Origin of the sequence: Massilia sp. (genome assembly GCF_032106685.1) — a bacterium.
In the GTDB taxonomy this organism is placed as follows: domain Bacteria; phylum Pseudomonadota; class Gammaproteobacteria; order Burkholderiales; family Burkholderiaceae_D; genus Telluria.
In genome coordinates, this window is sequence record NZ_DAMCPG010000016.1 from 1 (window position 1) to 25,513 (window position 25,513).

At 66.7% G+C, this 25,513-nt stretch carries 25 protein-coding genes, 1 tRNA gene and 1 riboswitch; of the genes, 15 read left to right on the forward strand and 11 right to left on the reverse strand.

What is annotated here, in order from left to right; all coding sequences use genetic code 11:
- Positions 1–1,117: flagella assembly protein FlgT middle domain-containing protein (locus RT688_RS11070; RefSeq protein ID WP_313704935.1), on the reverse strand; the 1,117-nt coding region annotated here is incomplete at its 3' end.
- The gene (locus tag RT688_RS11075; RefSeq protein WP_313704936.1) at positions 1,107–1,652 is read right to left on the reverse strand and encodes an LPP20 family lipoprotein; all 546 of its coding nucleotides are present in this window, start codon (positions 1,650–1,652) and stop codon (positions 1,107–1,109) included. The genes RT688_RS11075 and RT688_RS11070, both read right to left, overlap by 11 nt.
- 293 nt (positions 1,653–1,945) lie before the next feature.
- Here RT688_RS11075 and RT688_RS11080 point away from each other — a divergent pair, with 293 nt between their 5' ends.
- The 5 genes from RT688_RS11080 (at position 1,946) to RT688_RS11100 (ending at position 7,651) form a co-directional block, all read left to right on the forward strand.
- Positions 1,946–2,992, forward strand: a complete 1,047-nt coding sequence (locus tag RT688_RS11080) for a TraB/GumN family protein (protein WP_313704937.1) — start codon at positions 1,946–1,948, stop codon at positions 2,990–2,992.
- Positions 2,993–3,309: 317 nt separating this feature from the next.
- Positions 3,310–4,392: a sugar-transfer associated ATP-grasp domain-containing protein gene (locus tag RT688_RS11085; protein ID WP_313704938.1), complete on the forward strand. Its 1,083-nt coding sequence runs from the start codon at positions 3,310–3,312 to the stop codon at positions 4,390–4,392.
- Between the two features lie 209 nt (positions 4,393–4,601).
- Complete coding sequence (locus RT688_RS11090; protein ID WP_313704939.1) at positions 4,602–5,414, forward strand: TorF family putative porin; 813 nt, start codon at positions 4,602–4,604, stop codon at positions 5,412–5,414.
- A gap of 17 nt (positions 5,415–5,431) precedes the next feature.
- Complete coding sequence (locus tag RT688_RS11095; RefSeq protein WP_313704940.1) at positions 5,432–7,480, forward strand: methyl-accepting chemotaxis protein; 2,049 nt, start codon at positions 5,432–5,434, stop codon at positions 7,478–7,480.
- A gap of 97 nt (positions 7,481–7,577) precedes the next feature.
- A tRNA-Gly gene (locus RT688_RS11100) sits at positions 7,578–7,651 on the forward strand.
- A gap of 38 nt (positions 7,652–7,689) precedes the next feature.
- Here RT688_RS11100 and RT688_RS11105 read toward each other — a convergent pair.
- A complete protein-coding gene (locus RT688_RS11105) occupies positions 7,690–8,538 on the reverse strand; it encodes a LysR family transcriptional regulator (protein ID WP_313704941.1) in 849 nt (282 codons plus the stop codon).
- A gap of 120 nt (positions 8,539–8,658) precedes the next feature.
- Here RT688_RS11105 and RT688_RS11110 point away from each other — a divergent pair, with 120 nt between their 5' ends.
- Both RT688_RS11110 and RT688_RS11115 read left to right on the forward strand, forming a co-directional pair.
- The gene (locus RT688_RS11110; protein WP_313704942.1) at positions 8,659–9,132 is read left to right on the forward strand and encodes a nucleoside deaminase; all 474 of its coding nucleotides are present in this window, start codon (positions 8,659–8,661) and stop codon (positions 9,130–9,132) included.
- A 3-nt stretch (positions 9,133–9,135) separates the two neighbouring features.
- A complete protein-coding gene (locus RT688_RS11115) occupies positions 9,136–10,371 on the forward strand; it encodes a cyanate transporter (RefSeq protein WP_313704943.1) in 1,236 nt (411 codons plus the stop codon).
- A 142-nt stretch (positions 10,372–10,513) separates the two neighbouring features.
- Here the strand turns inward: RT688_RS11115 and RT688_RS11120 are convergent, their stop codons facing one another.
- Positions 10,514–11,632 carry a M14 family metallopeptidase gene (locus RT688_RS11120; protein ID WP_313704944.1) on the reverse strand — a complete coding sequence of 373 codons (1,119 nt, stop codon included), beginning with the start codon at positions 11,630–11,632 and terminating at the stop codon, positions 10,514–10,516.
- A gap of 202 nt (positions 11,633–11,834) precedes the next feature.
- On the opposite strand from RT688_RS11120, the gene trmB reads away from it, so the two are divergent.
- Positions 11,835–12,515 carry a tRNA (guanosine(46)-N7)-methyltransferase TrmB gene (trmB, locus tag RT688_RS11125; RefSeq protein ID WP_313705020.1) on the forward strand — a complete coding sequence of 227 codons (681 nt, stop codon included), beginning with the start codon at positions 11,835–11,837 and terminating at the stop codon, positions 12,513–12,515.
- Between the two features lie 210 nt (positions 12,516–12,725).
- Here the strand turns inward: trmB and RT688_RS11130 are convergent, their stop codons facing one another.
- From RT688_RS11130 to RT688_RS11140, 3 genes are read right to left on the reverse strand one after another with little or no spacing between them, the layout of a single operon-like run.
- Entirely contained in the window at positions 12,726–14,015 is a 1,290-nt protein-coding gene (locus tag RT688_RS11130) for a sugar MFS transporter (RefSeq protein ID WP_313704945.1), read from the reverse strand.
- A gap of 38 nt (positions 14,016–14,053) precedes the next feature.
- Entirely contained in the window at positions 14,054–15,889 is a 1,836-nt protein-coding gene (gene recQ, locus RT688_RS11135; RefSeq protein ID WP_313704946.1) for a DNA helicase RecQ, read from the reverse strand.
- A 16-nt stretch (positions 15,890–15,905) separates the two neighbouring features.
- On the reverse strand, positions 15,906–16,739 hold the full coding sequence (locus RT688_RS11140) for an undecaprenyl-diphosphate phosphatase (protein ID WP_313704947.1): 834 nt from the start codon (positions 16,737–16,739) through the stop codon (positions 15,906–15,908).
- A 250-nt stretch (positions 16,740–16,989) separates the two neighbouring features.
- Here RT688_RS11140 and RT688_RS11145 point away from each other — a divergent pair, with 250 nt between their 5' ends.
- On the forward strand, positions 16,990–17,400 hold the full coding sequence (locus RT688_RS11145) for a hypothetical protein (RefSeq protein WP_313704948.1): 411 nt from the start codon (positions 16,990–16,992) through the stop codon (positions 17,398–17,400).
- 86 nt (positions 17,401–17,486) lie between these two features.
- On the forward strand, positions 17,487–17,711 hold the full coding sequence (locus RT688_RS11150; RefSeq protein ID WP_313704949.1) for a hypothetical protein: 225 nt from the start codon (positions 17,487–17,489) through the stop codon (positions 17,709–17,711).
- Here the strand turns inward: RT688_RS11150 and RT688_RS11155 are convergent.
- On the reverse strand, positions 17,708–17,965 hold the full coding sequence (locus RT688_RS11155; protein WP_313704950.1) for a YkgJ family cysteine cluster protein: 258 nt from the start codon (positions 17,963–17,965) through the stop codon (positions 17,708–17,710). The genes RT688_RS11150 and RT688_RS11155 overlap by 4 nt on opposite strands.
- 183 nt (positions 17,966–18,148) lie before the next feature.
- On the opposite strand from RT688_RS11155, the gene RT688_RS11160 reads away from it, so the two are divergent.
- The 5 genes from RT688_RS11160 to RT688_RS11180 all read left to right on the forward strand — a co-directional run bounded on the left by RT688_RS11160 (position 18,149) and on the right by RT688_RS11180 (position 22,462).
- Positions 18,149–19,048, forward strand: a complete 900-nt coding sequence (locus RT688_RS11160) for an SDR family oxidoreductase (RefSeq protein WP_313704951.1) — start codon at positions 18,149–18,151, stop codon at positions 19,046–19,048.
- Between the two features lie 199 nt (positions 19,049–19,247).
- Positions 19,248–19,904, forward strand: a complete 657-nt coding sequence (locus RT688_RS11165; protein ID WP_313704952.1) for a TetR/AcrR family transcriptional regulator — start codon at positions 19,248–19,250, stop codon at positions 19,902–19,904.
- A gap of 173 nt (positions 19,905–20,077) precedes the next feature.
- Positions 20,078–20,731, forward strand: coding sequence for a protein-L-isoaspartate O-methyltransferase (locus RT688_RS11170; protein WP_313704953.1), 654 nt, complete (start codon positions 20,078–20,080; stop codon positions 20,729–20,731).
- An 11-nt stretch (positions 20,732–20,742) separates the two neighbouring features.
- Complete coding sequence (locus RT688_RS11175; protein WP_312550848.1) at positions 20,743–21,066, forward strand: rhodanese-like domain-containing protein; 324 nt, start codon at positions 20,743–20,745, stop codon at positions 21,064–21,066.
- A gap of 40 nt (positions 21,067–21,106) precedes the next feature.
- Entirely contained in the window at positions 21,107–22,462 is a 1,356-nt protein-coding gene (locus tag RT688_RS11180) for a TolC family outer membrane protein (RefSeq protein ID WP_313704954.1), read from the forward strand.
- A 68-nt stretch (positions 22,463–22,530) separates the two neighbouring features.
- Here RT688_RS11180 and RT688_RS11185 read toward each other — a convergent pair whose 3' ends face one another.
- From RT688_RS11185 to gloA, 3 genes are all read right to left on the reverse strand, one after another.
- A complete protein-coding gene (locus RT688_RS11185) occupies positions 22,531–23,772 on the reverse strand; it encodes a hypothetical protein (protein ID WP_313704955.1) in 1,242 nt (413 codons plus the stop codon).
- Positions 23,773–23,953: 181 nt separating this feature from the next.
- Positions 23,954–24,604: a 3,4-dihydroxy-2-butanone-4-phosphate synthase gene (ribB, locus tag RT688_RS11190; protein WP_313704956.1), complete on the reverse strand. Its 651-nt coding sequence runs from the start codon at positions 24,602–24,604 to the stop codon at positions 23,954–23,956.
- Between the two features lie 106 nt (positions 24,605–24,710).
- Positions 24,711–24,857, reverse strand: a riboswitch (FMN riboswitch).
- Positions 24,858–24,948: 91 nt separating this feature from the next.
- Complete coding sequence (gene gloA / locus RT688_RS11195) at positions 24,949–25,362, reverse strand: lactoylglutathione lyase (protein WP_313704957.1); 414 nt, start codon at positions 25,360–25,362, stop codon at positions 24,949–24,951.
- Positions 25,363–25,513 lie beyond the last annotated feature (151 nt).

Below are 25,513 nucleotides of genomic sequence, written 5' to 3' on the forward strand. Positions count from 1 at the left end.
CCGGCGGATCGATCTTCCCGATCGCGAACCCCGGCTGCACCTGCACGATCGACAGCGTGCCGACCGGCGCTTCCACCGTGCCGAGCGGCGCCAGCGGATCGCTGCCGTAGACCTGCTGGCGCGCATCAAGCCGGTAGACCACGAGCTGGTCGCCCGGCGCCACCGAGGAAGTGCTGCCGGCGTCGATGAAGACGCGCTCGCCTTGCACCTGCACCACCTTCGCCATGAAGGGCAGCGGCGCCAGGTCCTCGGCGATCCGGTCGACACCCTCGTCGAGCGCGCGCAGGATCGCGCCCCCGAACGGCGTTGCGGCGAAGCTGGCGCTGCCGAAAGGCTTGTCGCGCCCGACGCGCTGCTCGCCCACGCCCTCGGCCACCGCCGTGCGGCGCGCGATGAGGGCGCCGGACAGGCCGTCGTAGACGTAGAAGACGATCTCGATGCGGCGCGCATCCTTCTTGATCAAACCGTAATAGGCCGGCTTGCCGAACTTGCCGGCGTCGACGATTTCGCCGGCGATGACGAACTGGGCGTCGTGCATCGTGGCGATGCGGCGCACCGCGGCAAGGTCGGTGGCCGGGCCGCTGGCGCCGGGCGCGATCACGTAGGGGCTGTCCTTGCCGAGGAATTTGCCGCTGTCGCTCAAGCGGCGCAGCAGTTCCTGCGGCAGGCGGGTGGCGATGTTGTCGACGTCGTCGAGCTGGGGCGAGCTGCGCACATGGAAGGGGGTGACGACGATCTTCTTGCGGTAGGCGAGGTTGACGTTGCCGCGCGGGCGCGCTTCCTCTTCCTTCACCTGGACGCGCACGTGCAGCAACTGGCCGGTCTGCCATTCGCGCACGATGCTGTAGCGGTCGAATTCGGCGGCCGGCTGGACGCGGCTGCTCTCAAGAAGCGTGCCGCGCGTGCTGGCGCCGGCGGCGACATCCACGCGCGCCGCGCTGCGCAGGCCGAGCTGCTCGAGCGCGTCGCGGATCGCGACCTGGCGCGCGCGCGCGACGCCGCCTTCGGCGACCAGCGCCACGCCTTCGGCTTCGGCCGGCGCGGCAAAGGCTGCGCCGTGCAGCGCGAACAGCAGCGCCACAGCAGCGCGCAGGAAACCTGCCGTCTTACTGGGCATGGTAGAACGACGCGCCATAGGCAGCGCCGGGACCGGCGTTGCCCACCATGGTGCGGGCGTTCTTCGCCACGGCCGGCTGGGTGGCGCTTGGGGCCTGGTACTGTGCCGCATGCGGGTCGAAATCCATCTCCACGGTCGTCTCGTAGGTACCGTCCTCGCGCTGCGCCGACTTCGTCACGCGCGCGCCACGGATGAAGGCGTCAATATACACCTTGAAACTGTCGTCCTTGAGCGCGAGCGCGCCAACCGTGCTGCCGCTCTCGACGCGCACGCCGTACACCTGTTCGGCCATCGCACGGTAGGCGTCCAGGCGCGAGGCGCGCATCGCCAGCAGCTTGCGCTGGGCCTGCGAGACGCGCTCGCAATCGCCCTGGCAGGCGGCGCTGTTGACGGCGCCGTAGCCGGTGGCGGTGAGGGTGATGACGGCGCCTTGCGCACTCGAGGCCGGCTGGGCGGTGAAGGTGGGCGTGCGCACGGTGCCACATGCGGTCAGCAGCGTGGAAGCGGCAAGGGCGAGGACAGCGACGAGTTTCATGACGGATCCGGTAAGGTGTTCGGTGCGCAAACGGGCGCGGTATCAGACTGGATAACGGACGCTGGCGCCGGATCTTGATGGAAATGGGAAATATTTGTACCGAAATGACGCAAAAATGCGGTGGGCTTGTCCGAACGGCATGACGCATTTGGCCCAATCCAGGCCCTGGACAGTGTGCACTCCGGGGCGGCACAGATATCAGGCATGCATATGCCTCTTGTAACATCTTGTTTCTTGCTTATATTGCTTGTCGCTATGACAATACGGCAACCAACAACAAGAGGGATGTCACGATGTTGAAACGCGCCTTGCCCGCATTGACCCTGTGTTTCCTGACCCTGCCGGCCGTGGCGCAGACCGTGCCCGCGGCCGAGCCTGCCGCGCCCACGCTGGCCACGGCGGACAGCGCGCCGACCGACGCCGCCGGCGAGCCGCTCCCGCAGACCATCCTCGTCTCGGGCCAGCGCCCCGGCCCCGGCCTGTGGAAGGTGACGAAGGGCGATCACGTGCTGTGGGTGTTCGGCATCCACGATCCGCTGCCGAAGGGCATGGAATGGCGCTCGAAAGAGGTCGAGCGCAAGATCGCGCAATCGCAGGAATTCCTGGGGGCGCCGGGCGGCGGCGTGCACGTCGGCTGGGGTGGCGGCCTGGGCGCCTTGCCCTTCCTTATCGGCCTGAAGAAGAATCCGGACGGCGCCACGCTCAAGGACGTGCTGCCGCCGGACCTGTACGCGCGCTGGGCGCCGTTGAAGCAGAAATATTTCGGCGACGACGACGGCATCGAGCGCGAGCGCCCGGTCTTCGTGGCCCAGGAACTGTACCAGCGCGCCAAGGTCCAGGCCGGGCTGCACAAGGGGCCCGACCTGCGCGAGGTGCTGGGCAAGCTCGCCAACCAGCACAAGCTCAAGTACACCTCGAGCAAGGTCGAGGTCGAACTCAAGGAGCCGGGCAAGGCGGCGCGCGCATTCAAGAAGGGCGCGATGGAAGACGTGCCTTGCCTGGCCGCGACCATCACCCAGCTCGAGACCGATATCGAAGCCATGCGCACGCGGGCCAACGCCTGGGCCGTCGGCGAGCTCGACGCCATCGAGAAACTCGATTACTCCGACCGCGAATCGGCCTGCCACAACGCCTTCCTCAGCAGCGCCATCACGACGCTGCAGCCGGAACTGCTGACGATGCAGCAGCGCGCCCGCGACAGCTGGCTGGCCGCGGCCGAAAAGGCGCTCGATACCAACACCAGCACCTTCGGCCTGTTGAGCATGAAGGACGTGCTGTCGCCGCAAGGCACGCTGGCCAGGCTCAAGGCCAAGGGTTATACGGTCGAAAAGCCGAATTGAACGACGTAGGGTGGGCGCCCTGTGCCCACGCGTAAACGTCGAGCATTATTGGCTAAATTGCAATACAGAGATAACACGATTCAAGCTTCACGCGTGGGCACAGGGCGCCCACCCTACTGTATCGTCCGGGCATTTCTCGGTAAAACCGTCCCCATCCCACCACACTTCTTCCCGCCACCGCCCCGCACGCCTACCGTGCACCTGAAATACTTGCCATTGCGCTATCATTGCTGACGACGCGACATGGACTCCTGACATTCCCGTAACCGGCAGGACGATCCCGCGCCATCAGAACAACCAGTGGAAAAGGCTAGAGCATGAAGTTATCCCGTGTCGCCGAGGTCCTCTCGGATTACGCGCGCGCCGAAATGTACGCGCTGTCGTCGATCCGCAAGCTGTCGGACGTACACCTGATCTGGGGACCGATCCATGCCCGCACGGCCTATGGCATCGGCGCCAAGGACTTTTCGCTGTACCGGCTGGCGAGCACGCCGAAGAAGAGCTGGTCCGACTACCTGATCAACGAACCGCTGAAGGCGAAATACGCGGCCATCACCTCGAAGGAAGCGCGCCAGATCGCCGACGACAAGTCGCGCTTCTTCGAGCACTGCCATGCCCACGGTATCCGCACCATCCCGATCCTGGCGCTGGTGACGAAGCAGCCGTCGAACGGCGGCATCATTCCCCACCTGAATTCGGCCGGGGAACTGGCGCGCGTGCTGGTGCCGGGGCAGTATTTCTTCAAGCCGAGCAACGGCTCGCACGGCAAGGGCACCTTCTCGCTGCGCGTGGACGATTTCGGCCTGCACTGGGCCGGCAACAGCGGCACCTACGAGGACTTCTTCACCTACTGCCAGGCGGCCCTCGAATACACCCGGGCCCTGATCGTGCAGCCGAAGATGTTCAACCACCAGGTGATCCGCAACATCACCCAGGCCAAGGGCCTGTCGACGGTGCGTATCTGCACGGTACGCAAGGGCGGCGAGATCAAGGTCATCGGCTCCTGCCTGCGCATCATCGTCGGCGACAGCGAGACCGACAATTTCACGCATGGCTCGAGCGGCAACCTGGTCGGCGCCATCGATTCCGACACGGGCGAACTGATCGGCGTGCGCGGCTCCCTCTCGCGCACCTGGCCGAAGATGACCGACGTGCTGGCGCATCCGCGCACGGGTAAGACCATCGTCGGCGTGCAACTGCCCTACTGGCGCGAGGTGGTCGACCTGGTCGCCAGGGCCCACCATTCGATCGACAGCCTGTACACGGTCGGCTGGGACGTGGCCATTACCGACGACGGCCCGGTCATCGTCGAGGCCAACTGGCGCTACGACATCGACATCCTGCAGGTCGCCTACAAGAAGGGCTATCGGCAGGTGATCGCCGACAACCTCGTGGTCTGAACGGCGCGCGTCCGGACCTTGCCGGCTCGCGGCTGACATCGACGGATTTGCCGATTGTTGCGCAGGCGACGCACAACGCTAGAAATCTCGTTATCGAAAATTTACATTTTCGGGAATAATCACAATCGTCTCGTAGAATTTCCGCACGGCACTAATTGCTGAGCAAGCGGAAGGCGTCCTGCCTTTCGCCGGAGAGGACGAGACGCCCCATGATTTCCCAGCTTATTTCCCTGCTTTCCCGGCTGTTGCCGGTTCCCTTGCTGCTACTGGCCCTGCCCGCCGCGCACGCCGGCGACGCGGCCGGATCCGGTACGCCGTCCACCCCGGGCGCGTCTGTTACCGCCAGCGCGACCTTCGCGTCGCAATACGTCTCGCGCGGCATGCGCCAGACCTGGGGCCGGCCGGCCTTGCAGCTGGGTGTCGATTACGCGCATCCGGACGGCTGGTCGGTGGGTACCTGGGCCTCCAGCGTCAGCGACCGCTTCGTCGAAGGCGGCCGCGTCGAGTGGGACCTGTACGGCGGCTATGCCGGCGCCATCGGGCCGGTCGGGGTCAGCCTGATGCTCATGCACTACCGTTATCCGGGCGCGCGCATCGGCGCCACCGGCACGCGCTACGACTATACCGAACTGGTGCCGGGCATCAGCCACGGTCCGTTCTACCTCAAATACAACCGCACGGTGTCGCGCGACTTCTTCGGCATCGCCGGGGCGCGCGGCACCGGCTACCTCGACGCCGGCGCCAACATCGCGCTGGGCGGCGGCTATACGCTGAACCTGCACGCCGGCGACGGCCGCGTGGCCGGCAGCGGCAACGCCGTCTGGGACTGGCGTGACGCCAAGGCCGGCGTGACCAGGACCTTCGACGGCGGCTGGAGCATCGCCGCCGCCTACACCCGCGCCTGGGGCGCCACCGATGCCTACGACCGCTACACGACCGGCGTGGCGCGTGCCGACGGCGCCGTCGCCTATTCGAATCCCGCCGAGGGCACGTTCGCCGTGAACCTCGCCCGCACCTTCTGAGAACGAGAGAGACCAGCATGACCGACCAATCGAAGGCGCGCAGCGCGCGCCGCCTGTCCTTGTCCCTGGGGTCGATGTCCCTGAGCGCCAAGATCTGCGCCACCGCCACCCTGCTTGTCGTGACGAGCCTGGGCGCGACCTCGGCCTTCATCGCCGTCAAGAGCAGCCAGAGCGCCGAGGAAGCGGCCATGCGCCAGGCGCGCACGCTGACCCAGGAGGCATCGGCACGGCTCAAGAGCCGGCTGTCCGCCAACCTGGCATCGCTGCAAAGCGTCGCCACGGTGCTGCAATCGACCCAGGCGGCGGGGCAGGCCCTGAGCCGCGCCCAGGTGGCCGACGTGGTGCGCGCCACGCTGGTGGGCTCGGAAGACTTCATCGGCAACGCGGCCGCCTACGAGCCGAACGCGCTGGACGGCAAGGACGGCGAGTTCGCCGGCCAGCAGCCGCTGTACGATGCCACCGGCCGCTACATGCCGTACTGGACGCGGACCCCGGACGGCAAGGTGAACGTGGAGCCGATCGTGTTCGTCGCCACCCCGGGCGGCAACGACTGGTACGACATTCCGAAGACCAGCGGCCACCCGCACTTCACGGAACCGTACATGTACCCGATCAACGGCAAGGACGTCGTGATCGCCACCCTGGCGGCCCCGATCAAGGTGGGGGGCCAGTTCAAGGGCGTGGTCACTGGCGACTTCCAGCTCACCACGCTCGGCGCCATGCTGGCCAGCATGAAGGTGATGGAGGGCGGCACGCTGGCGCTGATCTCGAACGGCGGCCAGTACGCCAGCAACCAGAACCATGCCCTGAACGGCAAGAAAGCGGAGGATATCCCGGCCGCCGCGCTGGACGCGCTCAAGCAGGGCCAGCCCTACGAATACACCGACGACAAGGGCATGGTGCACCTGCTGCAGCCGCTGCGCGTGCAGGACGACATGGCGCCGTGGGCGATCTCGCTCGCCTTCCCGCAAAGCGTGGCGACCGCGCCGGCGCGCGAGCTGGCCGGCTATGCGGCGCTGGTATCGGTATTGTGCGCCGTGGCCGCCGTGTGCGTGATGGTGGCGGTGCTGCGCCGCCTGACCCGTCCGCTGCGCGTGCTGGGCGACGCCATGACCGACCTTTCCGGCGGTAACGCCGACCTGAGCGTGCGCCTGGCCGTGCGCGGCAACGACGAGCTGGCCGACATCGCGCGCGGCTTCAACGGCTTCGTGGCGAAGATCGAGGACGTGCTGGCGCGGGTGCGCACCAGTTCCGACGCCGTGGCTGTCGCGTCGGACGAAATCCGGCAGGGCAATGCCGACCTGTCGGTGCGCACCGAGCAGCAGGCCAGCGCGCTGGAGGAAACGGCGGCCTCGATGGAAGAGTTGAACGGCACCGTCAGGCAGAACGCGGACAATGCGCGCCAGGCCAACCAGCTGGCCGCATCGGCCAGCGAGATCGCCGGGCGCGGCGGCGAAGTGGTGGCCCAGGTGGTGACCACGATGGCGTCGATCGACGAATCGTCGAAGAAAGTGGTGGACATCATCGGCGTCATCGACGGCATCGCCTTCCAGACCAACATCCTGGCGCTGAACGCGGCGGTGGAGGCGGCGCGCGCCGGCGAGCAGGGCCGCGGCTTCGCGGTCGTGGCGAGCGAAGTGCGCAACCTGGCCCAGCGCAGCGCCGCCGCCGCCAAGGAAATCAAGGGCCTGATCGGCGACTCGGTCGACAAGGTCAGCACCGGCACCATGCTGGTCGAGGAAGCCGGCAAGACCATGGCGGACCTGGTGGCCAGCGTGCGCCGCGTGAGCGACATCGTGGCCGAGATCAGCGCGGCCAGCGCGGAGCAGAGCACCGGCATCGGCCAGGTCAACCAGGCCATCGTGCAGATGGACGGCGTGACCCAGCAGAACGCGGCGCTGGTCGAGGAAGCGGCGGCGGCGGCGGAAAGCCTGCAGCAGCAGGCGGCCACGCTGGTGGCGCTGGTGGGCGAGTTCCGGATCGCCGCCGACGCCTCGGCGCAGCCGGCCGCGCAAGCGGCCATCGCAGCGCCAGTGGCCGCGCGGCTGGCGCTGCGGGCCGCATGACGCCATCTGCCGCAGCCCGGCCCGCGCGCCGGGCCGGGTCGGCGCGTTGCGCTTGAGCTAGCCAAAGCGATACAAACACGCTTAGAATGCTGGCAACGCGGGTGTAGCTCAATGGTAGAGCTGAAGCTTCCCAAGCTTAAGACGAGGGTTCGATTCCCTTCACCCGCTCCAGTCCGCCTTTTCCCCTGCAGTTCCTCGCATTTCCCCTGTTATCCGAAGCGCGCCTGCCTGTCGGCGAGCACCGCGCGTATTCCTTCGACCAGCTCGGCAACCAGCCCCGTGTTTTCCCAGGCGTAGATCGATACCGCGATGGCCGGCTCGTCGGGAAAGCGCGCATACGGCCGCACGCGGTAGCCGGCAGCGGCGGCCTTCGGCAGCAGCGACAGGCCGAGCCCGGCCTCTACCGCGACCAGGACGTTGTGCAGGCTGCTGCCGGAAAAGGCGATGTACCAGCGCAGCCGTTCGCCCTCGATGCGCTCGAACATGGCGTCGCGGTACAGGCCGCCCGGCGGGAAGGTCACCAGGGGCAGGGGATTCGGCCAGTCCTCTGCGGCGGCGCTTTCGAACCACGCCAGCGCCTCGGGAAAGGTGGCGCGGCAGTCGGGACTGGCGGCCGGCTCCTTGGCAACCAGGATGTCGAACTCGCCGGCGCGGTAGGCGCGCGTCAGGTCGCGGCTCAGGCCGGCCGTGACGTCGAGGTGGACTTCGCGGTGGCGCCGGGTGAAGTCGTGGAAGACCCGCGCCATCGCGCTGCCGGCGATGTCCTCGGGTACGCCGATCCGGATCGGGGCGGTGCCGGCCGGATCGCCGAGCGCCGCCTGCGCTTCTTCCTGCAGCGCCAGGATGCGGCGCGCGTAGCCCAGCAGCCGCTCGCCCGCCGGCGTCGCCTTGATCGGGCGCGCCGCGCGCTCGACCAGCACCACGCCCAGGCTTTCTTCCAGCCGGGCGAGCTGCTGGCTGATGGTCGATTGCGTCATCGCCAGGCGCTGGGCCGCGAGCGTGAAGCTGCCCGTATCGACGATGGCGGCAAACGAGCGGAGCAGGCGTGGGTCGAGCATGGTTTGCAAGCGATCGGGCAACATGCGGAAAATGAATGGATTTTATCTGAATATTTAATTTTCAAATATCGGCCGGGCTGTCTATAGTCGAACCCATCCCACCAATGAAAGGAAGAGAGCATGAGCGACGAACAGACTTACCTGCGCGAAGCCATCGCCCTGGCGCAGGCCAACATCGGCAAGGGCGGCCGCCCCTTCGGCGCCCTGGTGGTGCGCGACGGCGCGGTGATCGCCACCGGCGTCAACGAGATCCACGCCAGCCACGACCCGACCGCGCACGCCGAGATGAGCGCCCTGCGCGCCGCCAGCCGCGCGCTCGGCTCTCCCGACCTGGGCGGCTGCGCGGTCTACGCCAGCGGTCATCCCTGCCCGATGTGCATGGCAGCCATGCGCCTGGCCGGTGTCGCCACGGTCGTCTATGCGTATTCGAACGACGACGGCGAACCTTTCGGCCTGTCGACGGCGGCGCTGTACCGGGAACTGGCAAAACCGTTTGCCGAGCAAACCATGGACATCCGCTACCTGCCGGTGCGGCGCGAGGGCCAGACCGACCTGTATGCCGAGTGGGCGCAGGCGAAAAAACCACAGGCCTGATTCATGCACCTGGCACGCCGCGCACCGGCCCCGCTGTTGCTGGCGGCCGTCGCCCTGATCGCACTCAACCTGCGCCCCTTCATCACCGGCATCGGACCGCTGGCAGCCGATATCGGCCGCCACACCGGCCTCGACCTGCAGGGCATGGCGCTATTGACCCTGGTGCCCATGCTGCTGATGGGGGTGGTCGCCTTCGCCGGACCCGCGCTGCAGGCGCGCTTCGGCGCGCGGCGGTCCGTGATCGGCGCACTGGTCCTGCTGGCCGCCGGTTCCAGCCTGCGCCTGTTCGCCACCGGCGGCGGGCAACTGGTCGGCACCGCCGCCTTGCTGGGACTCGGCGCCGCGGTGGTGCAGGCCATGCTGCCCGGCGTGATCAAGCGCCAGTTCCCGCGCCATGTGGGCCTCGTCATGGGCCTGTATTCGGCCATGCTGATGGCGGGCGGCGCGCTCGGCGCCCAGGTTGCGCCCCTGATGGCGGCCTTCGGCGGAGAATGGCGCGCCGGCCTGGCCTGGATGGCGCTGCCGGCCGTGCTGGCCCTGGCGCTGGCCGCATGCAGCCTGCCGCGCGACCCGGCCGGCGGGCGTAACGGGCTGGCCCTCGGCGCGTGGCTGCGTCTGCCGCGCGTCTGGTTGCTGATGGCCTGCTTCGGCCTGGTCAATGGCGGCTACTCGACCGTGGTCGCCTGGCTGGCGCCGTTCTACCGCGAGCACGGCTGGAGCGCCGCCGCCAGCGGCAGCCTGCTGGCGCTGCTGGCCGTGAGCCAGGCGGCGTCGGCCCTGCTGCTGCCGGCCTTGGCCAGGGTCAACCACAGCCACGACCGCCGGCCCTGGTTGTGGCTCACGCTGGCCATGCAGGCCGCCGGCTTCGGCGCACTGGCATTCCGGCCCGACGCCGCGCCCTTTGCCTGGGCGGTGCTGCTCGGCGCCGGCCTGGGCGGCTGCTTCGCGCTGTCATTGATCGTGGCGCTCGACCATCTGCCCGATCCGGCCCGGGCGGGCGCCCTGTCCGCGCTGATGCAGGGCGGCGGCTTCCTGATCGCCGCGCTGCCGCCGCTGATCGTCGCCACCCTGCGCGAAGCGCTGGGCGGCTTCGCGGCAGGCTGGCTGCTGCACCTGGGCTGCGTCGCCGTGGTCGCGCTGCTGTACTGGCGGGTCGGCCCGGCCAGCTATGCCGGCGCGATGCGTCCAGCGGCGCAGCGTCGGCATTGCTCGACGGAGAGCGCGAACGAGCAAGCCTGAGCCGGATGGCCGTCCCCGGCTTGCTTCCCGGTGGCCTGGCGGCATCACGGCGGTACGCATATCGTCAGCCCCCAAGGGAACCTGGCCGGTTCTCCGGATGTAGCCAATCCGCGCACGCCCATGCCGGCGCCGCGTACCTGGTTCAGTGACTGAGCAGGTTGCCGGTGCGGTAACCCGTCTCGCCGGCGATCTTGCAGACGTGCATGCCGCGCAGCAGGTGGCGGTGCGCCGTGCTGGCGAAGAAGATGCCGGCGCGCGCCGGCTGCACCGGCGTCACCTTGCCGCTCACCGGATTGACGATCTCGGCCACCGTTTCCCCGGCCTCGACCCGGTCGCCCAGTTTTTTCAGGAACACCAGCACGCCCGAGTGCGGCGCGAACAGCGGCTCGACCGCGTCGAGCGGCGTCGGCTTGCAGCGTGCCGCCGGCAGCGGTGCGACCGGCAGGTCGAGCACGCCCGCACGCGCCAGGTATTGCAGCAGCGCCGCGGCGTCCGGCCGCGCCAGGTCGTAGCGCACGTCGTTCTCGCCGCGCAGTTCGACGGTCACGGCGACACAGGCCGGCGGGATCGCCACTTCGGGTCCGAAGTGCTCGGCCAGGTCCCACCACAGGCGGCTGCAGGCCTCGTCGAAGGGTTCGCCGCCGGACTCGCGCGCCAGCAGCAGCACGTGCGCGTCCATCAGCGCGGCCAGCGGCGCCACCGCCTCGGCCAGCGGTTCGCCGGCGTACATGTGCAGCACCGACTCGTTATCGCAGTGCAGGTCGAGCATGATGTCGGCGTCGATCGCCATCGACAGCAGGGTTTTCTTGAGCTGCCCGCCGGCCGTGATTGGTGCCCATTCCTCGAGCGATTTGCGTGCGTGCGCGCGGATCAGGGCCACGTTGGCCTCGGCGTCCTGGCCGAGCTTGCCCGCCAGCGATTGTTTGAGGTCCTGGGCGACGTGCTTGTAGGCGCGGTTGAAATTCACGCCGGTCGACAGGTCGTAGCGGCCGAAGGGCGTGCCGTGGATGGTCTGCGACAGGCCGATTGGATTGGCGGCCGGCACCAGGATGATCTCGCCCCGGATTTTTCCTTCGGCGTCGAGCCGGTCGAGCTCCTGGCGCAGGAAATGGGCGACCAGCATGGCCGGCACCTCGTCGGCATGCAGCGACGCCTGGATGTACACTTTTTTCCCGCTGCCGGGCTGGCCATAGTGGTAGGAGGTGAGCTGGAAAGTGGCGACGTTGTCTTCGATCGCGATCGGGTGTTTGGTCGCTTGCATCGTGGGCCTCGGCGGGGTTCGAAAGGTGAAGGTCAGGGAATTGATTATGGCGCAGATTGCCTTTCTGATCACACAGTAATGCGGCGTAACAACAGTTGCGTAAGCAGTTCGCGCCGCGAATCCCCTATAATGGCGGCCGTTCTTTCCTCATTACCCGATTCCCATGTCCGAAGAAAAGCCAAGCAACGGCCCGGCCCGTCCGATGCTGTACGACCCGACCGAACACCGCATCCGCAGTTTCGTCACGCGCGCCGGCAGGCTCTCGACCGGCCAGGCCCGCGCCTTCGAGCAATTCGGCCCGCAGTTCCTGGTCGAGTACAAGAAGGACCTGCTCGACTACGAGGCAGCCTTCGGCCGCAAGGCGCCGGTGATCCTCGAGATCGGCTTCGGCATGGGCGACACCACGGCCCACATCGCGCGCCTGATGCCCGAGAAGGATTTCCTCGGCGTCGAAGTGCACACGCCGGGCGTGGGCAGCCTGCTCAAGCAGATCGGCGAGCAGGACATCCAGAACCTGCGCCTGGTCCAGCATGACGTGTTCGAGGTGCTGAACCACATGATCCCGGACGGTTCGCTGGCCGGCGTGCACGTGTTCTTCCCCGATCCCTGGCACAAGGCGCGCCACAACAAGCGCCGCCTGATCCAGGCGCCGTTCGTGAAGCTGCTGTGCCAGAAGCTGGAAACGGGCGGCTACATCCACCTCGCGACCGACTGGGAAGACTACGCGGTGCAGATGCTGGAGGTGCTGGGCGCGGAGCCGCAGTTGGCCAATACCGCCGAGGGCTATGCGCCGCAGCCGGCGTACCGGCCGCTGACCAAGTTCGAGAACCGCGGCCTGAAACTCGGCCACGGGGTGTGGGACCTGGTGTTCACCAAGAAGTAAGCAGCAGGACGTAGGGTGGGCGCCCCGTGCCCACGCGGAAGTCGACATCATGTTGGCTCCAATTCCTGACCGACTTATACGCAAAAAACAAACGCCTCCAAATGATCATTTGGAGGCGTTTTCTTTTGCGTGCGGTCGGTCACAACAGGGCCAACACCAGGCATCGTTCCGCGTGGGCACGGGGCGCCCACCCTACGGGGATGCCACAGCTTACAGCGCCCGCGGGCGCCGCGCAAACACCCCGAAGCACAGGATGACGGCATAGCAGATGGCCGGCACGGCCAGCGCCATCTTGAGCCCCACCGCATCGGCCGCGTGCCCGGTAATCAGGGGCACGATCGCGCCGCCGACGATCGCCATGCAGATCAGCCCCGACCCTTCCGCCGCGCGCTCCTTCAGGCCTTCGCAGGCCAGCGAGAAAATGGTCGGGAACATGATGGAGTTGAACAGCCCGACCGCCAGCAGCGACCAGCCCGACACCATGCCGGTCGTATTCGCCGACACCAGCAGCAGGGTGATGGTCATGGCGGCCGCGCAGGCCAGCACTTTGCCCGGCGAGAACATGCGCAGCAGGGCGGCGCCGATGAAGCGGCCGACCATGGCGCCGCCCCAGTACAGCGGCACGTGCTTGCCCGCTTCCTCGGCGCTCAACGCCAGCACGTTGGACTCCATCAGGTAGTTCACGATCACCGAACCGACCGCCACTTCGGCGCCCACGTACAGGAAAATGCAGGCTGCGCCGAAGGCGAAGCGCGGCTGGCGCAGCAGTTCGAAGGCCTTCAGGATGCTGACCTTCGGCGCCGGCGTCTCCACCAGTTTTTTTCGGTTGTGCCAGACCAGCGCCGCCACGATCACCAGCGCGATCGCCAGGCCGATATAGGTCTGCACCACGACCCGCGTTTCCTCGGCGCGGAAGGCGTCGAGCGCGGCGCCCGAGAGCGTGGCCGGGTCGACGGTCGCGAGCGAACCCAGGATCAGGATCGCGCCCACGTACGGGAACACCGTGGTGCCGAGCGAATTGAAGGCCTGGGCGAAGGTCAGGCGGCTGTGCGCCGTCTGCGGGGCGCCCAGCAGCGAGATCAGCGGGTTGGCCACCACCTGCACGATCGTGATGCCCGCGGCCAGCACGAACAGCGCGATGAGGAAGGTCGCGAACATGCCGGACGACGACGCCGGGATGAACAGCAGGCAGCCCGCCGTCATGGTCAGCAGGCCCACCACGGCGGTGCGCATGTAGCCGATGCGGCGCACGATGGCGGCCGCGGGAATCGAGACGATGAAGTAGGCGGCGAAAAAGGCCGACTGCACCAGCATCGCCTGCGCATACGAGAGCGTGAACAGGTCCTTCAGCTTGGGGATGATGACGTCGTTCAGGCTGGTGATGCCGCCGAAGATGAAGAACAGCGCAAACACGAAGGTCTGCAGGCTGGCGGCGTTGGCCGGGACCTGGTGCGAGGCGGGTGCGCCATTCGATGGTGCGGTAGAGGATTCGATCTGCATGATGTGGAACGTGGTGGTGAATCGTGCCGCGGCAGGTGCTACAGCATGTCGTTGATGATGCCGACGATGTCCTCGCCGTAGGAAACCAGTTTTTTCTCGCCGACGCCGGACACGCCGCGCAGTTCGTCGAGCGAGGTCGGCTTGGTCTTGGCGATCTCGCGCAGCGTCGCGTCCTGGAACACGACATAGGCCGGCACGCCGTGCTCGCGCGCGGCGCCCATGCGCCAGGCGCGCAGGCGCTCGAAGATGGCCTGTTCGGATTTCGACAGCTCCAGCTCCTCGTAACCCTTCGAGGACGCGAAGCTGCGCTTGGGCTTGACCGGCTTCTGGTACTGGCGCAGCTGCACCTTCTGGCCGCCCTTGAGCACGGGACGCGCCGCCTCGGTCAGCTTCAGGGAGCTGAAGGCATCGTGGTCGACCGCGACCAGGCCGAGCGCGATGGTCTGGCGCACGATGGCGCGCCATTCCTGCTCGCTGCGGTCGCTGCCGATGCCGAACACGGACAGGGAGTCGTGGTGCCACTGGCTGATGCGCTCGGTCTGCACGCCGCGCAGCACGTCGATCACGTGGCCGGCGGCGAAGCGCTGGTCGACCCGGTAGATGGCCGACAGCAGCTTCTGCACCGGCACCGTGGCGTCGAACGACACCGGCGGGATCAGGCAGGTGTCGCAGTTGCCGCAGGGGCCGGAGCGTTCGCCGAAATAGTCGAGCAGGCGCATGCGCCGGCAACTGAGGGTCTCGCACAGGCCGAGCATGGCGTCGAGCTTGACCGACAGCACGCGTTTAAACGTCTCGTCGGCCTCGGATTCGTCGATCATCCGGCGCTGCAGCACCACGTCCTGCAGGCCATAGGCCATCCAGGCGCTGGCCGGCGCGCCATCGCGTCCGGCGCGGCCGGTCTCCTGGTAATAGCCCTCGATGCTCTTCGGCAGATCCAGGTGGCAGACGAAGCGCACGTCGGGCTTGTCGATGCCCATGCCGAAGGCGATGGTGGCGACCATCACGATGTTCTCTTCGCGCAGGAAGCGCGCCTGGTTCCCGGCGCGCAGGCTGTGCTCCATGCCGGCGTGGTAGGGCAGGGCGCGGATGCCGTTCTCGTTCAGGAAGTCGGCGGTCTCCTCGACCTTTTTCCGCGACAGGCAGTAGACGATGCCCGAGTCGCCCGGGTGCTCGGTGCTGATGAAGTCGAGCAGTTGCTTGCGGCCGTTGGTCTTCTCGACGATCGCGTAGCGGATGTTCGGACGGTCGAACGAGGAGACGAACTGGCGCGCCTCTTCCAGCTGCAGGCGCTGGGCGATCTCGGCGCGGGTCTGCTGGTCGGCCGTTGCCGTGAGGGCGATGCGCGGCACGTTCGGGAAACGCTCGTGCAGGATCGACAGGCGGATGTACTCGGGCCGGAAGTCGTGGCCCCATTGCGAGACGCAGTGCGCCTCGTCGATCGCGAACAGCGAGATGCGCGAGGACTCGAACAGGTCGAGGCAGCGCTGGGTCATCAGGCGCTCTGGCGCGACGTACACCAGGTCGAGTTCGCCGGTACGCACCAGGCGCTCGATGCGCAGGGTCTCCTCGAAGGTCTGGGTCGAGTTCAGGAACGCGGCGCGCACGCCGACTTCTTCCAGCGCGTCGACCTGGTCCTGCATCAGCGCGATCAGCGGCGAGACGACCACGCCGACGCCCTCGCGCAGCAGCGCCGGGATCTGGTAGCACAGCGACTTGCCGCCGCCGGTCGGCATCAGGACCAGGGCGTCGCCGCCATTGGCCACGTGCTGGACGATGTCAGCCTGGTTCCCGCGGAACGCGGGGTAGCCGAACACGGTCTGCAGTACGTGCAACGCGCGCGCTTCGGTGTCCTGGCCTTCGATCTCGGTGTACATGAAGAGTTTCCCGGATTTATTCCGCCCAGTTCACCAGGCCATAATGGGCGGTGACGAGGACGATCACGCCGAACACGATACGGTACCAGGCGAAGATCGTGAAGTCGTGGGTACTGATATAGCGCAGCAGCCAGCGCACGCAGAGGAAGGCCGACACGAAGGCGGCCAGGCCGCCGACGCCGAACATCGGCAGGTCGTCCATCGACAGCAGCGCGCGTTCCTTGTACACCGAATACACGGTCGCACCGAGCAGGGTCGGGATCGCCAGGAAGAAGGAAAATTCGGTGGCCGCCTTGCGCGACAGGCCGAACAGCATGCCGCCCATGATGGTGGCGCCCGAGCGGCTCGTGCCCGGGATCAGGGCAAAGGCCTGGGCGCAACCGACCTTCAGGGCGTCCAGCACCGTCATGTCGTCGACGGTCTCGATGCGCGCGGCTGTCGGCAGATTCTTGTGCCGGCGCTCGACCCACAGGATCACGAAGGCGCCGACGATGAAGGCCATCGCCACCGGCACCGGCTTGAACAGCTCGTCCTTGATGGCGCGGCTGAAGATCAAACCGAGGAGCGCGGCCGGCAGGAAGGCGACGACCAGGTTGATCACGAACTTCTGCTGGCGCCGTTCGGTAAGCAAGCCACTTAATACGCGCCCGATGCGTTCGCGGTATTCCCAGATCACGGCCAGCATGGCGCCGGCCTGGATCGCGATTTCGAAGACTTTGACTTTTTCGCCGGTAAAGTTGAGCAGGCTGCCTGCGAGAATCAGGTGACCGGTGGAGGAGATCGGCAGGAATTCGGTGAAGCCCTCGACCAGGCCCATGATGATCGCCTTGACGGCGAGAAGGATATCCATGAACTTTGCTATCTATTAAGGAATACGGCGCGGAAGGACAGCGCGGGCATGCCGTAGGGGCCGAAGCTTACCACGAGCACGGCGAATGCCGTTGAGTCGGTCTCAATGGCGAACAAATTTTATGCGCGGCATATTGCCGTTTCGTTACCGAACACTGTGCCGGCAAGGTGCGCACAATATCGCCGCCACCTGCGCCACGGCGCACGCAACGTGCTAGACTGGTCCGCATGAGTAACGCTGTCGTCTACCCATGAGCATCTTTGCGATCCTCGTCATCCTGGCTGTTGGTTGGGCCATGTTGGCGTTCGGGCAGTTGCCCAACCCCCTGCGCACACGTACTTGCCAGGGCCGCCAGTGGCGCCGCGCCTTCCCTTCCGCCACCAAGAAACAAATCCGCGAATTCCTTTCCGTCTTCACTTCCGCGTTCGATTTCCGCGACGCCGACCTCCTGAAATTCCGTCCCGACGATCAATTGCTTGGCCTCTATCGCGCGCTGTCTTCCTCGAAGTGGATGAGCGGCGCCATGGAATTCGACACGCTCGCCCGCGAACTGCGCACCCGCTTCGGCATCGTGCTCGAGGATATCTGGGACGAGCGCATGACCCTGGGCACCCTGTTCGCCCACATCCAGCAGGCGCAGCGCCCGGCCACGGCACATTGACCGCCGTGGCGCGGCTTGCTACCCGCAAAGGATATTTACAGGGCAGCTATTGAACCGCCATTGCCAATACTCATTTATTGGCAATGATGAAACAAAAGCTCAACTGGAAGCGTCCGCTGTTCTACCTGCTGCTGTCGGTCTTTTTCATCATGGTTTTTCTCGGCTTTCCGATCCCGGTCGCTCCGCCGCCGGCCACCAAGCCGGGCCAGGAAATCTCCACCACCGTCAAGAAGAAGAAAAAGGCCAGGCTGCTGTCGCCGTGCGAGACCGAGGCGGACGAGGACGAGGACGAGGACGAGCGTAAAACCTAGCCCGGTGCTGTCGCCCGCTCCAGTTCGCCGAGCCACAGCATGGCCTGCTCGCGGCTGCTCCCGCACATGTCCAGCGAAGGCTGCAGGCCGGCGCAGAAGGCCGGCCGTTCCGGCTGCCCGAAGATGCGGCAGCGGTTGTCGTCGGCAAGCTGCACGCAGCGCACGCCTGCCGGCTTACCGTTGGGCATGCCGGGAATCGGGCTGGTGATCGAGGGCGCGGTGCAGCAGGCACCGCAATGGTCGCGGCAATTCATCGGGTTCCAGGAGGAGGGCGGCCGGCGCTGAAGCGGCCGGAGCGGGCAGTATACCAAGCCCACGGCGCAAGCCGACAGCGCAAGCGGACGGCGGCCGGCCATGCCTGTGGCTGGCGGGCGCTGCACAGTTGGCATTCCTGCTAAGGTGGGCCCAAGAGATCACGCCGACGGAGGACGCTGCGCATGGCCAGTTCGCTCAAACCACTCGACCAGCAAGTGATGGTCATTACCGGGGCGTCGAGCGGCATCGGCCTGGCCACCGCCCAGGATGCGGCGCGGCGCGGCGCGAAGCTCGTGCTGGTCGCGCGCAGCGGCGACGTACTGGAAGCCATCGTCGGCGGCTTGCGCGCCAGCGGGCACGACGCCGTCCACGTCGTGGCCGATGTGTCCGACCGCGCCCAGGTCGAGAACGTGGCGGCGCAGGCGATCGCACGCTTCGGGCGCATCGACACCTGGGTCAACGATGCCGGCTGCACCATCTACGGCAGGCTGGACGAAGTGGACGAGGCCGACAGCCGGCGTCTGTTCGACATCAATTTCTGGGGCATGGTCAACGGTTCGCTGGCGGCGCTGCCGCACCTGCGCATGACCGGCGGCGCCCTGGTCAACGTCGGCAGCGAAGCGTCCGAAGTGGCGATTCCGCTGCAGGGCATGTATTCGGCCAGCAAGCACGCCGTGAAAGGCTTCACCGACGCGCTGCGCATCGAGATCGAACAGGTCGACGGCGCCCCGGTGTCGATCACCCTGATCGAGCCGACCGCGGTCGACACGCCGCTGCCCCGGCACGCGCGCAATTACCTCAAGAACGAACCGAAGCTGCCCGGGCCGCAACTCGACCCGCACCAGGTGGCCGCGGCGATCCTGCAGGCCGCCACCACGCCCACGCGCAACCTGAAGGTCGGCGCCATCGCCAGCCTGGACGTCGCGGTCGGCAAACTCCTGCCGGGCGTGGCGGACGTGTTGTCGGTGTTCCAGGTGCCGCGCCAGCAGACCGACCAGCCGGCGCGCGAGCGCGAGGGCGCGCTCTACCGGCCGCGCAGCGAAGGGCGGATCTACGGTTGCGGCAACGGCAAGGCAAGGTAGGGAGCAGCCAGGAAGCAGGTAGGAAGCAGAACGGCGCAGGCGCTGGAAAGGTGTCGAAAATACGTGAAAAGCGTACGAAAAGCGCGCAAGGACTTGTAAACACGGGCCGGATCCCGCTGCAGGCAGGCGTATGTATGCTTGACTGCCCACGGACCGGGGTCTATATTCGATGACTCTTTGAAAGTTGTCGGACAGAAGCATGGAATGCCCATTTGACACCAAGCCGCGCTGGGAGCGCCGCAAGGATGCTCGTCCGCAGGAATTGCTGGCGGCAGCCATCGACCTGTTCGTCGAACGGGGGTTTGCCGCTACCCGGCTCGAGGACGTGGCGCGCCGCGCCGGCGTCTCGAAGGGGACGCTCTACCTGTATTTCGAAAACAAAGAGGAATTGTTCAAGGCCGTGGTGCGCACCAGCATCGTGCCCGTGATCGGCGAGGCCGAGTCCTCGGTCGCCGAATTCGACGGCCACAGCGCCGACCTGCTGCGCAACGTGCTGCTGGCCTGGTGGGAGCGGGTCGGCGGCACCAAGGTGTCGGGCATCGCCAAGCTCGTCACCGCCGAAGCGAACAATTTCCCCGAGCTGGCCAAGTTCTACCAGGAAGAAGTGATCAACCGTGGCACGCGCATGATTTCCAGCATGCTCGAGCGCGGCATCGCGCGCGGCGAGTTCCGTTCCATCGACGTCATCCAGATGACCCAGGTCCTGATCGCGCCGATGCTCATGCTCGTCACCTGGAAGCATTCGGTCGGCCCCTGCGAGCGCGGCGCGCTCGAACCGAAAGCCTTTCTCGACACCTTCCTCGACATGGCGCTGCACGGCCTGCTGCCCCCGGCCGCCGCGGTCGCCGGCGCGTGATCGGCGGCGTGAACAGCCGATCTCTTCAGGACGCCTTTTTCAGGCGTTCATTCCCTCCAAACTGCAGACTGTCGCAATTTCACGCGATCTCGATGCCATCCCGATAAGATGTGCGTCCTGAGGCAGTTCAACGATAAAATATCGGATTATTTCTTTTTCCACTGAGTATTGAGATGAATATCGAACAAGCCCGCTTCAACATGATCGAACAGCAGATCCGCCCCTGGAACGTGCTGGACCAGGATGTTCTCGACCTGTTGCATGTGGTCAAGCGCGAACAGTTCGTGCCGGAGGCTTACCAGAACCTGGCCTTCGCCGATGTCGAGATCCCGCTGCCGGGTGGCGACACGATGTTCAACCCGAAGATCGAAGCGCGCATTCTGCAGGAACTGAACCTCAAGAAGCACGAGAAGGTGCTGGAAATCGGCGCCGGCTCGGGTTACATGGCGGCGCTGATGGCGCACAAGGCGCAGCACGTGACCGCGGTCGAGCTCTCGCCGGAAATCAAGGCGCTGGCCGAGCAGAACCTGAAGAAGGCCGGCATCGACAACGTCACCGTGGTCGAAGGCAATGGCGCGGCGGGCTGGGAGCAGGGCGCGCCCTACGACGTGATCGTCATCTCGGGCGGCCTGGAAAGCCTGCCGGAAGCCTTCCTGCGCCAGGTGAAGGTGGGCGGCCGCATCGCCGCCATCGTCGGCCAGGCGCCGGCCATGGCCTGCGAGATCGTCACCCGCGTCTCGGAAACCGGCTACGACACGGTCAAGCTGTTCGAGACCAACGCCAAGCCGCTGGCCGGTGCGCCGGTCGCGTCGCGCTTCACGTTCTGAGCGGACGCGCGATGCAGCACATTACCGCCCCCGAGTTGGCCGCCTGGCTGGCCGACCCGGCGCGCGAGCGCCCGTTGCTGCTGGACGTGCGCGAGAACTGGGAATTCGAGACCTGCCACATCGCAGGCTCGACCCAGATCCCGATGCACCTGGTCCCGATCCGCGCCGGCGAGCTCGGCGACGACCAGGAGATCGTCTGTATTTGCCACCACGGCGCGCGCAGCATGCAGGTTGCCGCTTTCCTCGAGCGTAACGGCTTCGAGAACGTAACGAATTTGACGGGCGGAATACACGCCTGGGCCATGCAGGTCGATCCGGCGATGCCGAAGTACTGACCTGTTTTCCTCACTTTTGATGACTCCGACGGAGACCGCAATGCAGAAACCCCTCATCGCCATGCTGCTGGCCAGCGCTTTCGTGTCGTTCGACGCGAACGCGATCGACCTGATCCAGGTATACCAGCAGGCCCTGGCCAACGACGCCACCTATGCCAGCGCGCGCGCATCGCTCGCCGCCGGCCGCGAACGGGTGACGCAGGGGCGTGCGGGATTGCTGCCGACCGTCGGCCTGTCGGGGTCGTACGTCAAGAACGATAACGACTTCTCGCCATTCAACGAGGGCGATACCGTCAACGTCGGCGGCGTGCCGACCCCCGTCGTCGGCAGCGGTTCGAACCTGCGCACCAACCAGTACAGCCTGTCGCTGACCCAGCCCTTGTTCCGCTGGGACCGCTGGCAGACCTACGAGCAGAGCAAGCTGGCCCAGGCCGTCGCCGAAGCCCAGTTCGCCCAGGCCCAGCAGGACCTGATCACGCGCGTGGCCCAGGCCTACTTCGACGTGCTGGCGGCCCAGGACACGCTGGAGTCGACCCGCGCCCAGAAAAGCGCCGTGACCGAGCAGCTGGCCTCGGCCAAGCGCAACTTCGAGGTCGGCACCCAGACCATCACCGACACCCACGAAGCCCAGGCCGCCTACGACCTGGTGGTGGCGCAGGAATTCGCCGCCGTGAACGACCTGGACAACAAGCGCAGCGCGCTGCAGGCCATCATCGGCGCCGAACCGGGCGCGCTGGCGCCGCTGCAGTCGGGCATCGCGCTGGTGCCGCCGCAACCGGCCACCGCCGACGCCTGGGTCAGCGCCGCCGAGACCCAGAACTACGGCGTCACCGTGCAGCAGCTGTCGCTGGAGACGGCCAAGCGCGAGATCTCGAGGAACCGCGCCGGCCACCTGCCGACCCTGGACCTGGTCGCGAATACCGGCCGCAGCAACGTCAACGGCCGTACCAGCAACTCGGGCGACGGCCGCACCAACTCGATCGGCGTGCAGTGGACGGTGCCGATCTTCAGCGGCTTTGCCGTGACCAGCCGCGTGCGCGAAGCGATCGCGCTGGAAGACCGCGCCCGCAACGACCTGGAAGCGACCCGCCGCAACGCCGCCCTGCAGGCGCGCCAGGCCTTCCTCGGCGTGAACAGCGGCCTGGCCCAGGTCAAGGCGCTCGAGGCGGCCGAGGTGTCGAGCCAGTCGGCGCTCGAGTCGAACAAGCTCGGCTACCAGGTCGGCGTGCGCATCAACATCGACGTCCTGAATGCCCAGCGCCAGCTGTACTCGACCCGCACCGACCTGGCCCGCGCGCGCTACAACACCATCCTGAACGGCCTGCGCCTGAAGGCGGCGTCGGGCTCGCTGCGCGAGGCGGACCTGGTGCCGGTGAATAACCTGCTGCAGAAGTAAGCCAGGCGCTCCCGTCACGAGAACGGCACCTTGCGGTGCCGTTTTTCATTGCAGCGCGGCTGGCGCGTTCACTTGCGCGGCCGCAGCAAGCCCAGGCCCTCGTTGGTGCGCACGGCAATCCCGCCGTCGTCGGCCACGGCCAGCGCCGCGATCAGCGTGACACCCTTGGGCAGGTTCGTGACCCGTTCGTTCAGGTTGACCATGCCGTAACTGCTGCTCCAGGCAAACGCACGCTGGCCGACGGCGGTGGGGTCGACGGACGATCCCACCACCAGGCCTGACGCGTTGATCGCGACCGCCTGCGAGATGCGGCCGCCGCCCAGGGTGCCGAGCTCATGCAGGGTAGTGCCGTCGTGCAGGAAGGCGACCTTGCGCTCGTCGGGATAGGTGACGGTGCCGACCACGTGGCCGGCGGCATTGATGGCCGTGGCCTCCGCATCGCGGGCGCCGGGCGGCAGGCCGAGATCGAGCAGCGCGCCGCCGGCATAGCGGTAGGCGCGCAGGGTGGATGCGCCTACCGCCGAGATGGCGACCTGGCCGGCTTCGTTGATGTCGACTGCCCTCGAACGCCAGCCCGCCGGGCCGATGTCCAGGATCGGCCCACCGGTGCGGGCGTCATACAGGAAAGCGCGATACGTGCTGTCCGCAAGATAAGCGTACCCAACGACCTGGCCCAGGGAATTGAGGGCGGTCGCGGCCGATGCGTCACCGCCGAAGGTACCGATGTCGTGCATGGTCTTGCCATCGTGGTAGAAAGCATGCGCCTGGCCGGCGCTGGTGCCGGCCCAGCCCGCCACCTTGCCGCAGGTGCTGATCACGTTGCCGTAGGAGTCGGCGCCGCCGAGCGTGCCGAGATCGCGCAAGCTGCCGTTTTCGTAGTAGAAGGCGTGCGCGATGCCGGTATCCGTATAGGCCCAGCCGGTCACATGGCCGCAAGGGTTGACCGAGAAGGCGCGGGCGCTGCCGCCGCCGAGGGTGCCGAGGTCGATGTTCTTCTTGCCGTCGTACAGGAAGGCCCGGGTCTCGGTGCCGATCCAGGCGGTGCCCGCCACCAGTGCGCCGTTGGCGATGCCCTGGCGCACGACGGCGCCAAGCGTCATGCCCGGCAGGCCGATCGCCGTGAAATGGTAGAGCGGGCCGCGTTCCACCGGGGGCGTGGGCGGGGGCGGCGAAGCGACCGGCGGAGCGGGTTGCCGGCCCGGGCCATTGCCGCCGCCGCCGCCGCACGCGGCCAGCAGCGCGAGCGCCGCGAACGTTGCCGCCGTGCGCAGTGCCGGGCGCACGGTGCTTCCTGAACGAGATGTGAACATGGGTGCCTCCATTAAAGAGTTCATGTCCAGTCTAGGACGCGTTCGCCGCGGCGCCGCGTTAAAGATGAGCTTGCTTAATCGCCATCAAACAAGATATTGACTGTTGGCAATAAGAGAAATTATTTTCCGAAAAGAAAACGGCGCCGCAGCGCCGTTGCTTTTCTCTGGCTTTCTTCCTGCTTTATTTGCCTTCGCGCGCCTTGCGCCAGGCGATCATCTCGGCGATGGTCAGGATCGGGAAGCCGCGCTCCTCGGCGAAGCGCTCGATGTCCTCGCCGCGCATCATGGTGCCGTCCGGATTCATCAGCTCGCACAGCACGGCGGCCGGCTGCAGGCCGGCCATGGTCGCCAGGTCAACCGAGCCTTCGGTGTGGCCGGCGCGGGCCAGCACGCCGCCCGGGGTGGCGCGCAGCGGGAACACGTGGCCCGGACGCACCAGGTCTTCCGGCTTGGCCTCGGGCGCGATCGCGGCGCGCACCGTGGTGACCCGGTCAAGCGCGGACACGCCGGTGGTGACGCCGTGGCGGGCCTCGATCGAGACCGTGAACGGTGTGCCGTAGCGGCTGCCGTTCTCGATCGCCATCGGCGGCAGTTCGAGTTCGCGCACCCTGTCGGCGGACAGGCAGAGGCAGACGATGCCGCTGCATTCGCGGATCATCAGCGCCATCGTTTCGACGCTCAGCTTGTCGGCGGCGACGATCAGGTCGGCCTCGTTTTCGCGGTCGAAATCGTCGAGCAGGATGACGGGAATGCCGGCCCGGACCGCAGCCAATGCCGCTGCGATGCGGCCGTCCAGGTCGGTGCTGTGAAGGGTGTAAGTGTTGACTAACATGTGAAACGCTCCTCGCGTGAAGTTGGCGAAAAACGCATCAGGGCAAGCGAATAGACGCGACCTGCCTGCAAGCCGTATGGGCGAGCGCAAGCAAGCGCATGGCAGCGCACATCTTCTTTCATCCGGACTATGACCGTCGGCCCTGGATTCGCACCAGATCTGCTGACCCTGCCGGCGAAGGCAGGCGCTCGCGGGCTTGATTGTTTCCAATCTTACCGCCGGTGGGGAATTCCACCCCGCCCCGAAGACGTATTGATTGCCTGTGGAACAGGCAGAAGAATTTTAACAGCAAGAAACCGACCCTGCTGGGCAGGGTCGGTTTCGGCATCCTTTGCCTGGAGCGCTTAGTTGCTCAGGCCGCCGCCGCCTTCGTTGTCCTTGCGCTGGATGAACTCGATCTTGTAGCCGTCCGGGTCGGTGACGAAGGCGATCACGGTACTGCCGCCCTTGACCGGGCCCGGTTCGCGGGTGATGTTGCCGCCGGCCGCGCGCACGGCGTCGCAGGTGGCGTAGATGTCTTCGGCCGAGATCGCGATGTGGCCGTAGGCGGTGCCCATGTCGTAGCTCTCGACGCCGTAGTTGTAGGTCAGTTCGAGTTCGGCGTGCTCGGGGTTGCTGCCATAGCCGAGGAAGGCCAGCTTGTACTTGTACTCGGGGTTGTCGCTGGTGCGCAGCAGTTTCATGCCGAGGACCTTGGTGTAGAAGTCGATCGAGCGCTGCAGGTCGCCGACGCGGAGCATGGTGTGGAGGAAGCGCATGGGGTTGTCTTTCTTGATGGTTCGGAAAGGGCAATTTTATGCGTTTGAGGCGAAGCTTGCCGGAGGCGGCTGTGTCGGAGGGCAGGGCGCCGCGAATCGTTCCGCGCAATTCACCGGGTAACGCGAGATGCGGCGTGTTCGTCGGAGCGAA

Excerpts from the sequence above, each read along its gene's own strand:
- RT688_RS11175 (WP_312550848.1), top strand. The coding sequence starts at position 20,743 with ATGCAGCACATTACCGCCCCCGAGTTGGCCGCCTGGCTGGCCGACCCG.
- RT688_RS11115 (WP_313704943.1), top strand. The coding sequence starts at position 9,136 with ATGCACCTGGCACGCCGCGCACCGGCCCCGCTGTTGCTGGCGGCCGTC.
- ribB (WP_313704956.1), bottom strand. The coding sequence starts at position 24,604 with ATGTTAGTCAACACTTACACCCTTCACAGCACCGACCTGGACGGCCGC.
- RT688_RS11130 (WP_313704945.1), bottom strand. The coding sequence starts at position 14,015 with ATGCAGATCGAATCCTCTACCGCACCATCGAATGGCGCACCCGCCTCG.
- RT688_RS11140 (WP_313704947.1), bottom strand. The coding sequence starts at position 16,739 with ATGGATATCCTTCTCGCCGTCAAGGCGATCATCATGGGCCTGGTCGAG.
- RT688_RS11145 (WP_313704948.1), top strand. The coding sequence starts at position 16,990 with ATGAGCATCTTTGCGATCCTCGTCATCCTGGCTGTTGGTTGGGCCATG.
- recQ (WP_313704946.1), bottom strand. The coding sequence starts at position 15,889 with ATGTACACCGAGATCGAAGGCCAGGACACCGAAGCGCGCGCGTTGCAC.
- RT688_RS11155 (WP_313704950.1), bottom strand. The coding sequence starts at position 17,965 with ATGAATTGCCGCGACCATTGCGGTGCCTGCTGCACCGCGCCCTCGATC.
- RT688_RS11180 (WP_313704954.1), top strand. The coding sequence starts at position 21,107 with ATGCAGAAACCCCTCATCGCCATGCTGCTGGCCAGCGCTTTCGTGTCG.
- RT688_RS11120 (WP_313704944.1), bottom strand. The coding sequence starts at position 11,632 with ATGCAAGCGACCAAACACCCGATCGCGATCGAAGACAACGTCGCCACT.
- RT688_RS11150 (WP_313704949.1), top strand. The coding sequence starts at position 17,487 with ATGAAACAAAAGCTCAACTGGAAGCGTCCGCTGTTCTACCTGCTGCTG.
- trmB (WP_313705020.1), top strand. The coding sequence starts at position 11,835 with ATGCTGTACGACCCGACCGAACACCGCATCCGCAGTTTCGTCACGCGC.
- RT688_RS11185 (WP_313704955.1), bottom strand. The coding sequence starts at position 23,772 with ATGTTCACATCTCGTTCAGGAAGCACCGTGCGCCCGGCACTGCGCACG.
- gloA (WP_313704957.1), bottom strand. The coding sequence starts at position 25,362 with ATGCGCTTCCTCCACACCATGCTCCGCGTCGGCGACCTGCAGCGCTCG.
- RT688_RS11085 (WP_313704938.1), top strand. The coding sequence starts at position 3,310 with ATGAAGTTATCCCGTGTCGCCGAGGTCCTCTCGGATTACGCGCGCGCC.
- RT688_RS11160 (WP_313704951.1), top strand. The coding sequence starts at position 18,149 with ATGGCCAGTTCGCTCAAACCACTCGACCAGCAAGTGATGGTCATTACC.
- RT688_RS11170 (WP_313704953.1), top strand. The coding sequence starts at position 20,078 with ATGAATATCGAACAAGCCCGCTTCAACATGATCGAACAGCAGATCCGC.
- RT688_RS11105 (WP_313704941.1), bottom strand. The coding sequence starts at position 8,538 with ATGCTCGACCCACGCCTGCTCCGCTCGTTTGCCGCCATCGTCGATACG.
- RT688_RS11095 (WP_313704940.1), top strand. The coding sequence starts at position 5,432 with ATGACCGACCAATCGAAGGCGCGCAGCGCGCGCCGCCTGTCCTTGTCC.
- RT688_RS11165 (WP_313704952.1), top strand. The coding sequence starts at position 19,248 with ATGGAATGCCCATTTGACACCAAGCCGCGCTGGGAGCGCCGCAAGGAT.
- RT688_RS11090 (WP_313704939.1), top strand. The coding sequence starts at position 4,602 with ATGATTTCCCAGCTTATTTCCCTGCTTTCCCGGCTGTTGCCGGTTCCC.
- RT688_RS11075 (WP_313704936.1), bottom strand. The coding sequence starts at position 1,652 with ATGAAACTCGTCGCTGTCCTCGCCCTTGCCGCTTCCACGCTGCTGACC.
- RT688_RS11110 (WP_313704942.1), top strand. The coding sequence starts at position 8,659 with ATGAGCGACGAACAGACTTACCTGCGCGAAGCCATCGCCCTGGCGCAG.
- RT688_RS11080 (WP_313704937.1), top strand. The coding sequence starts at position 1,946 with ATGTTGAAACGCGCCTTGCCCGCATTGACCCTGTGTTTCCTGACCCTG.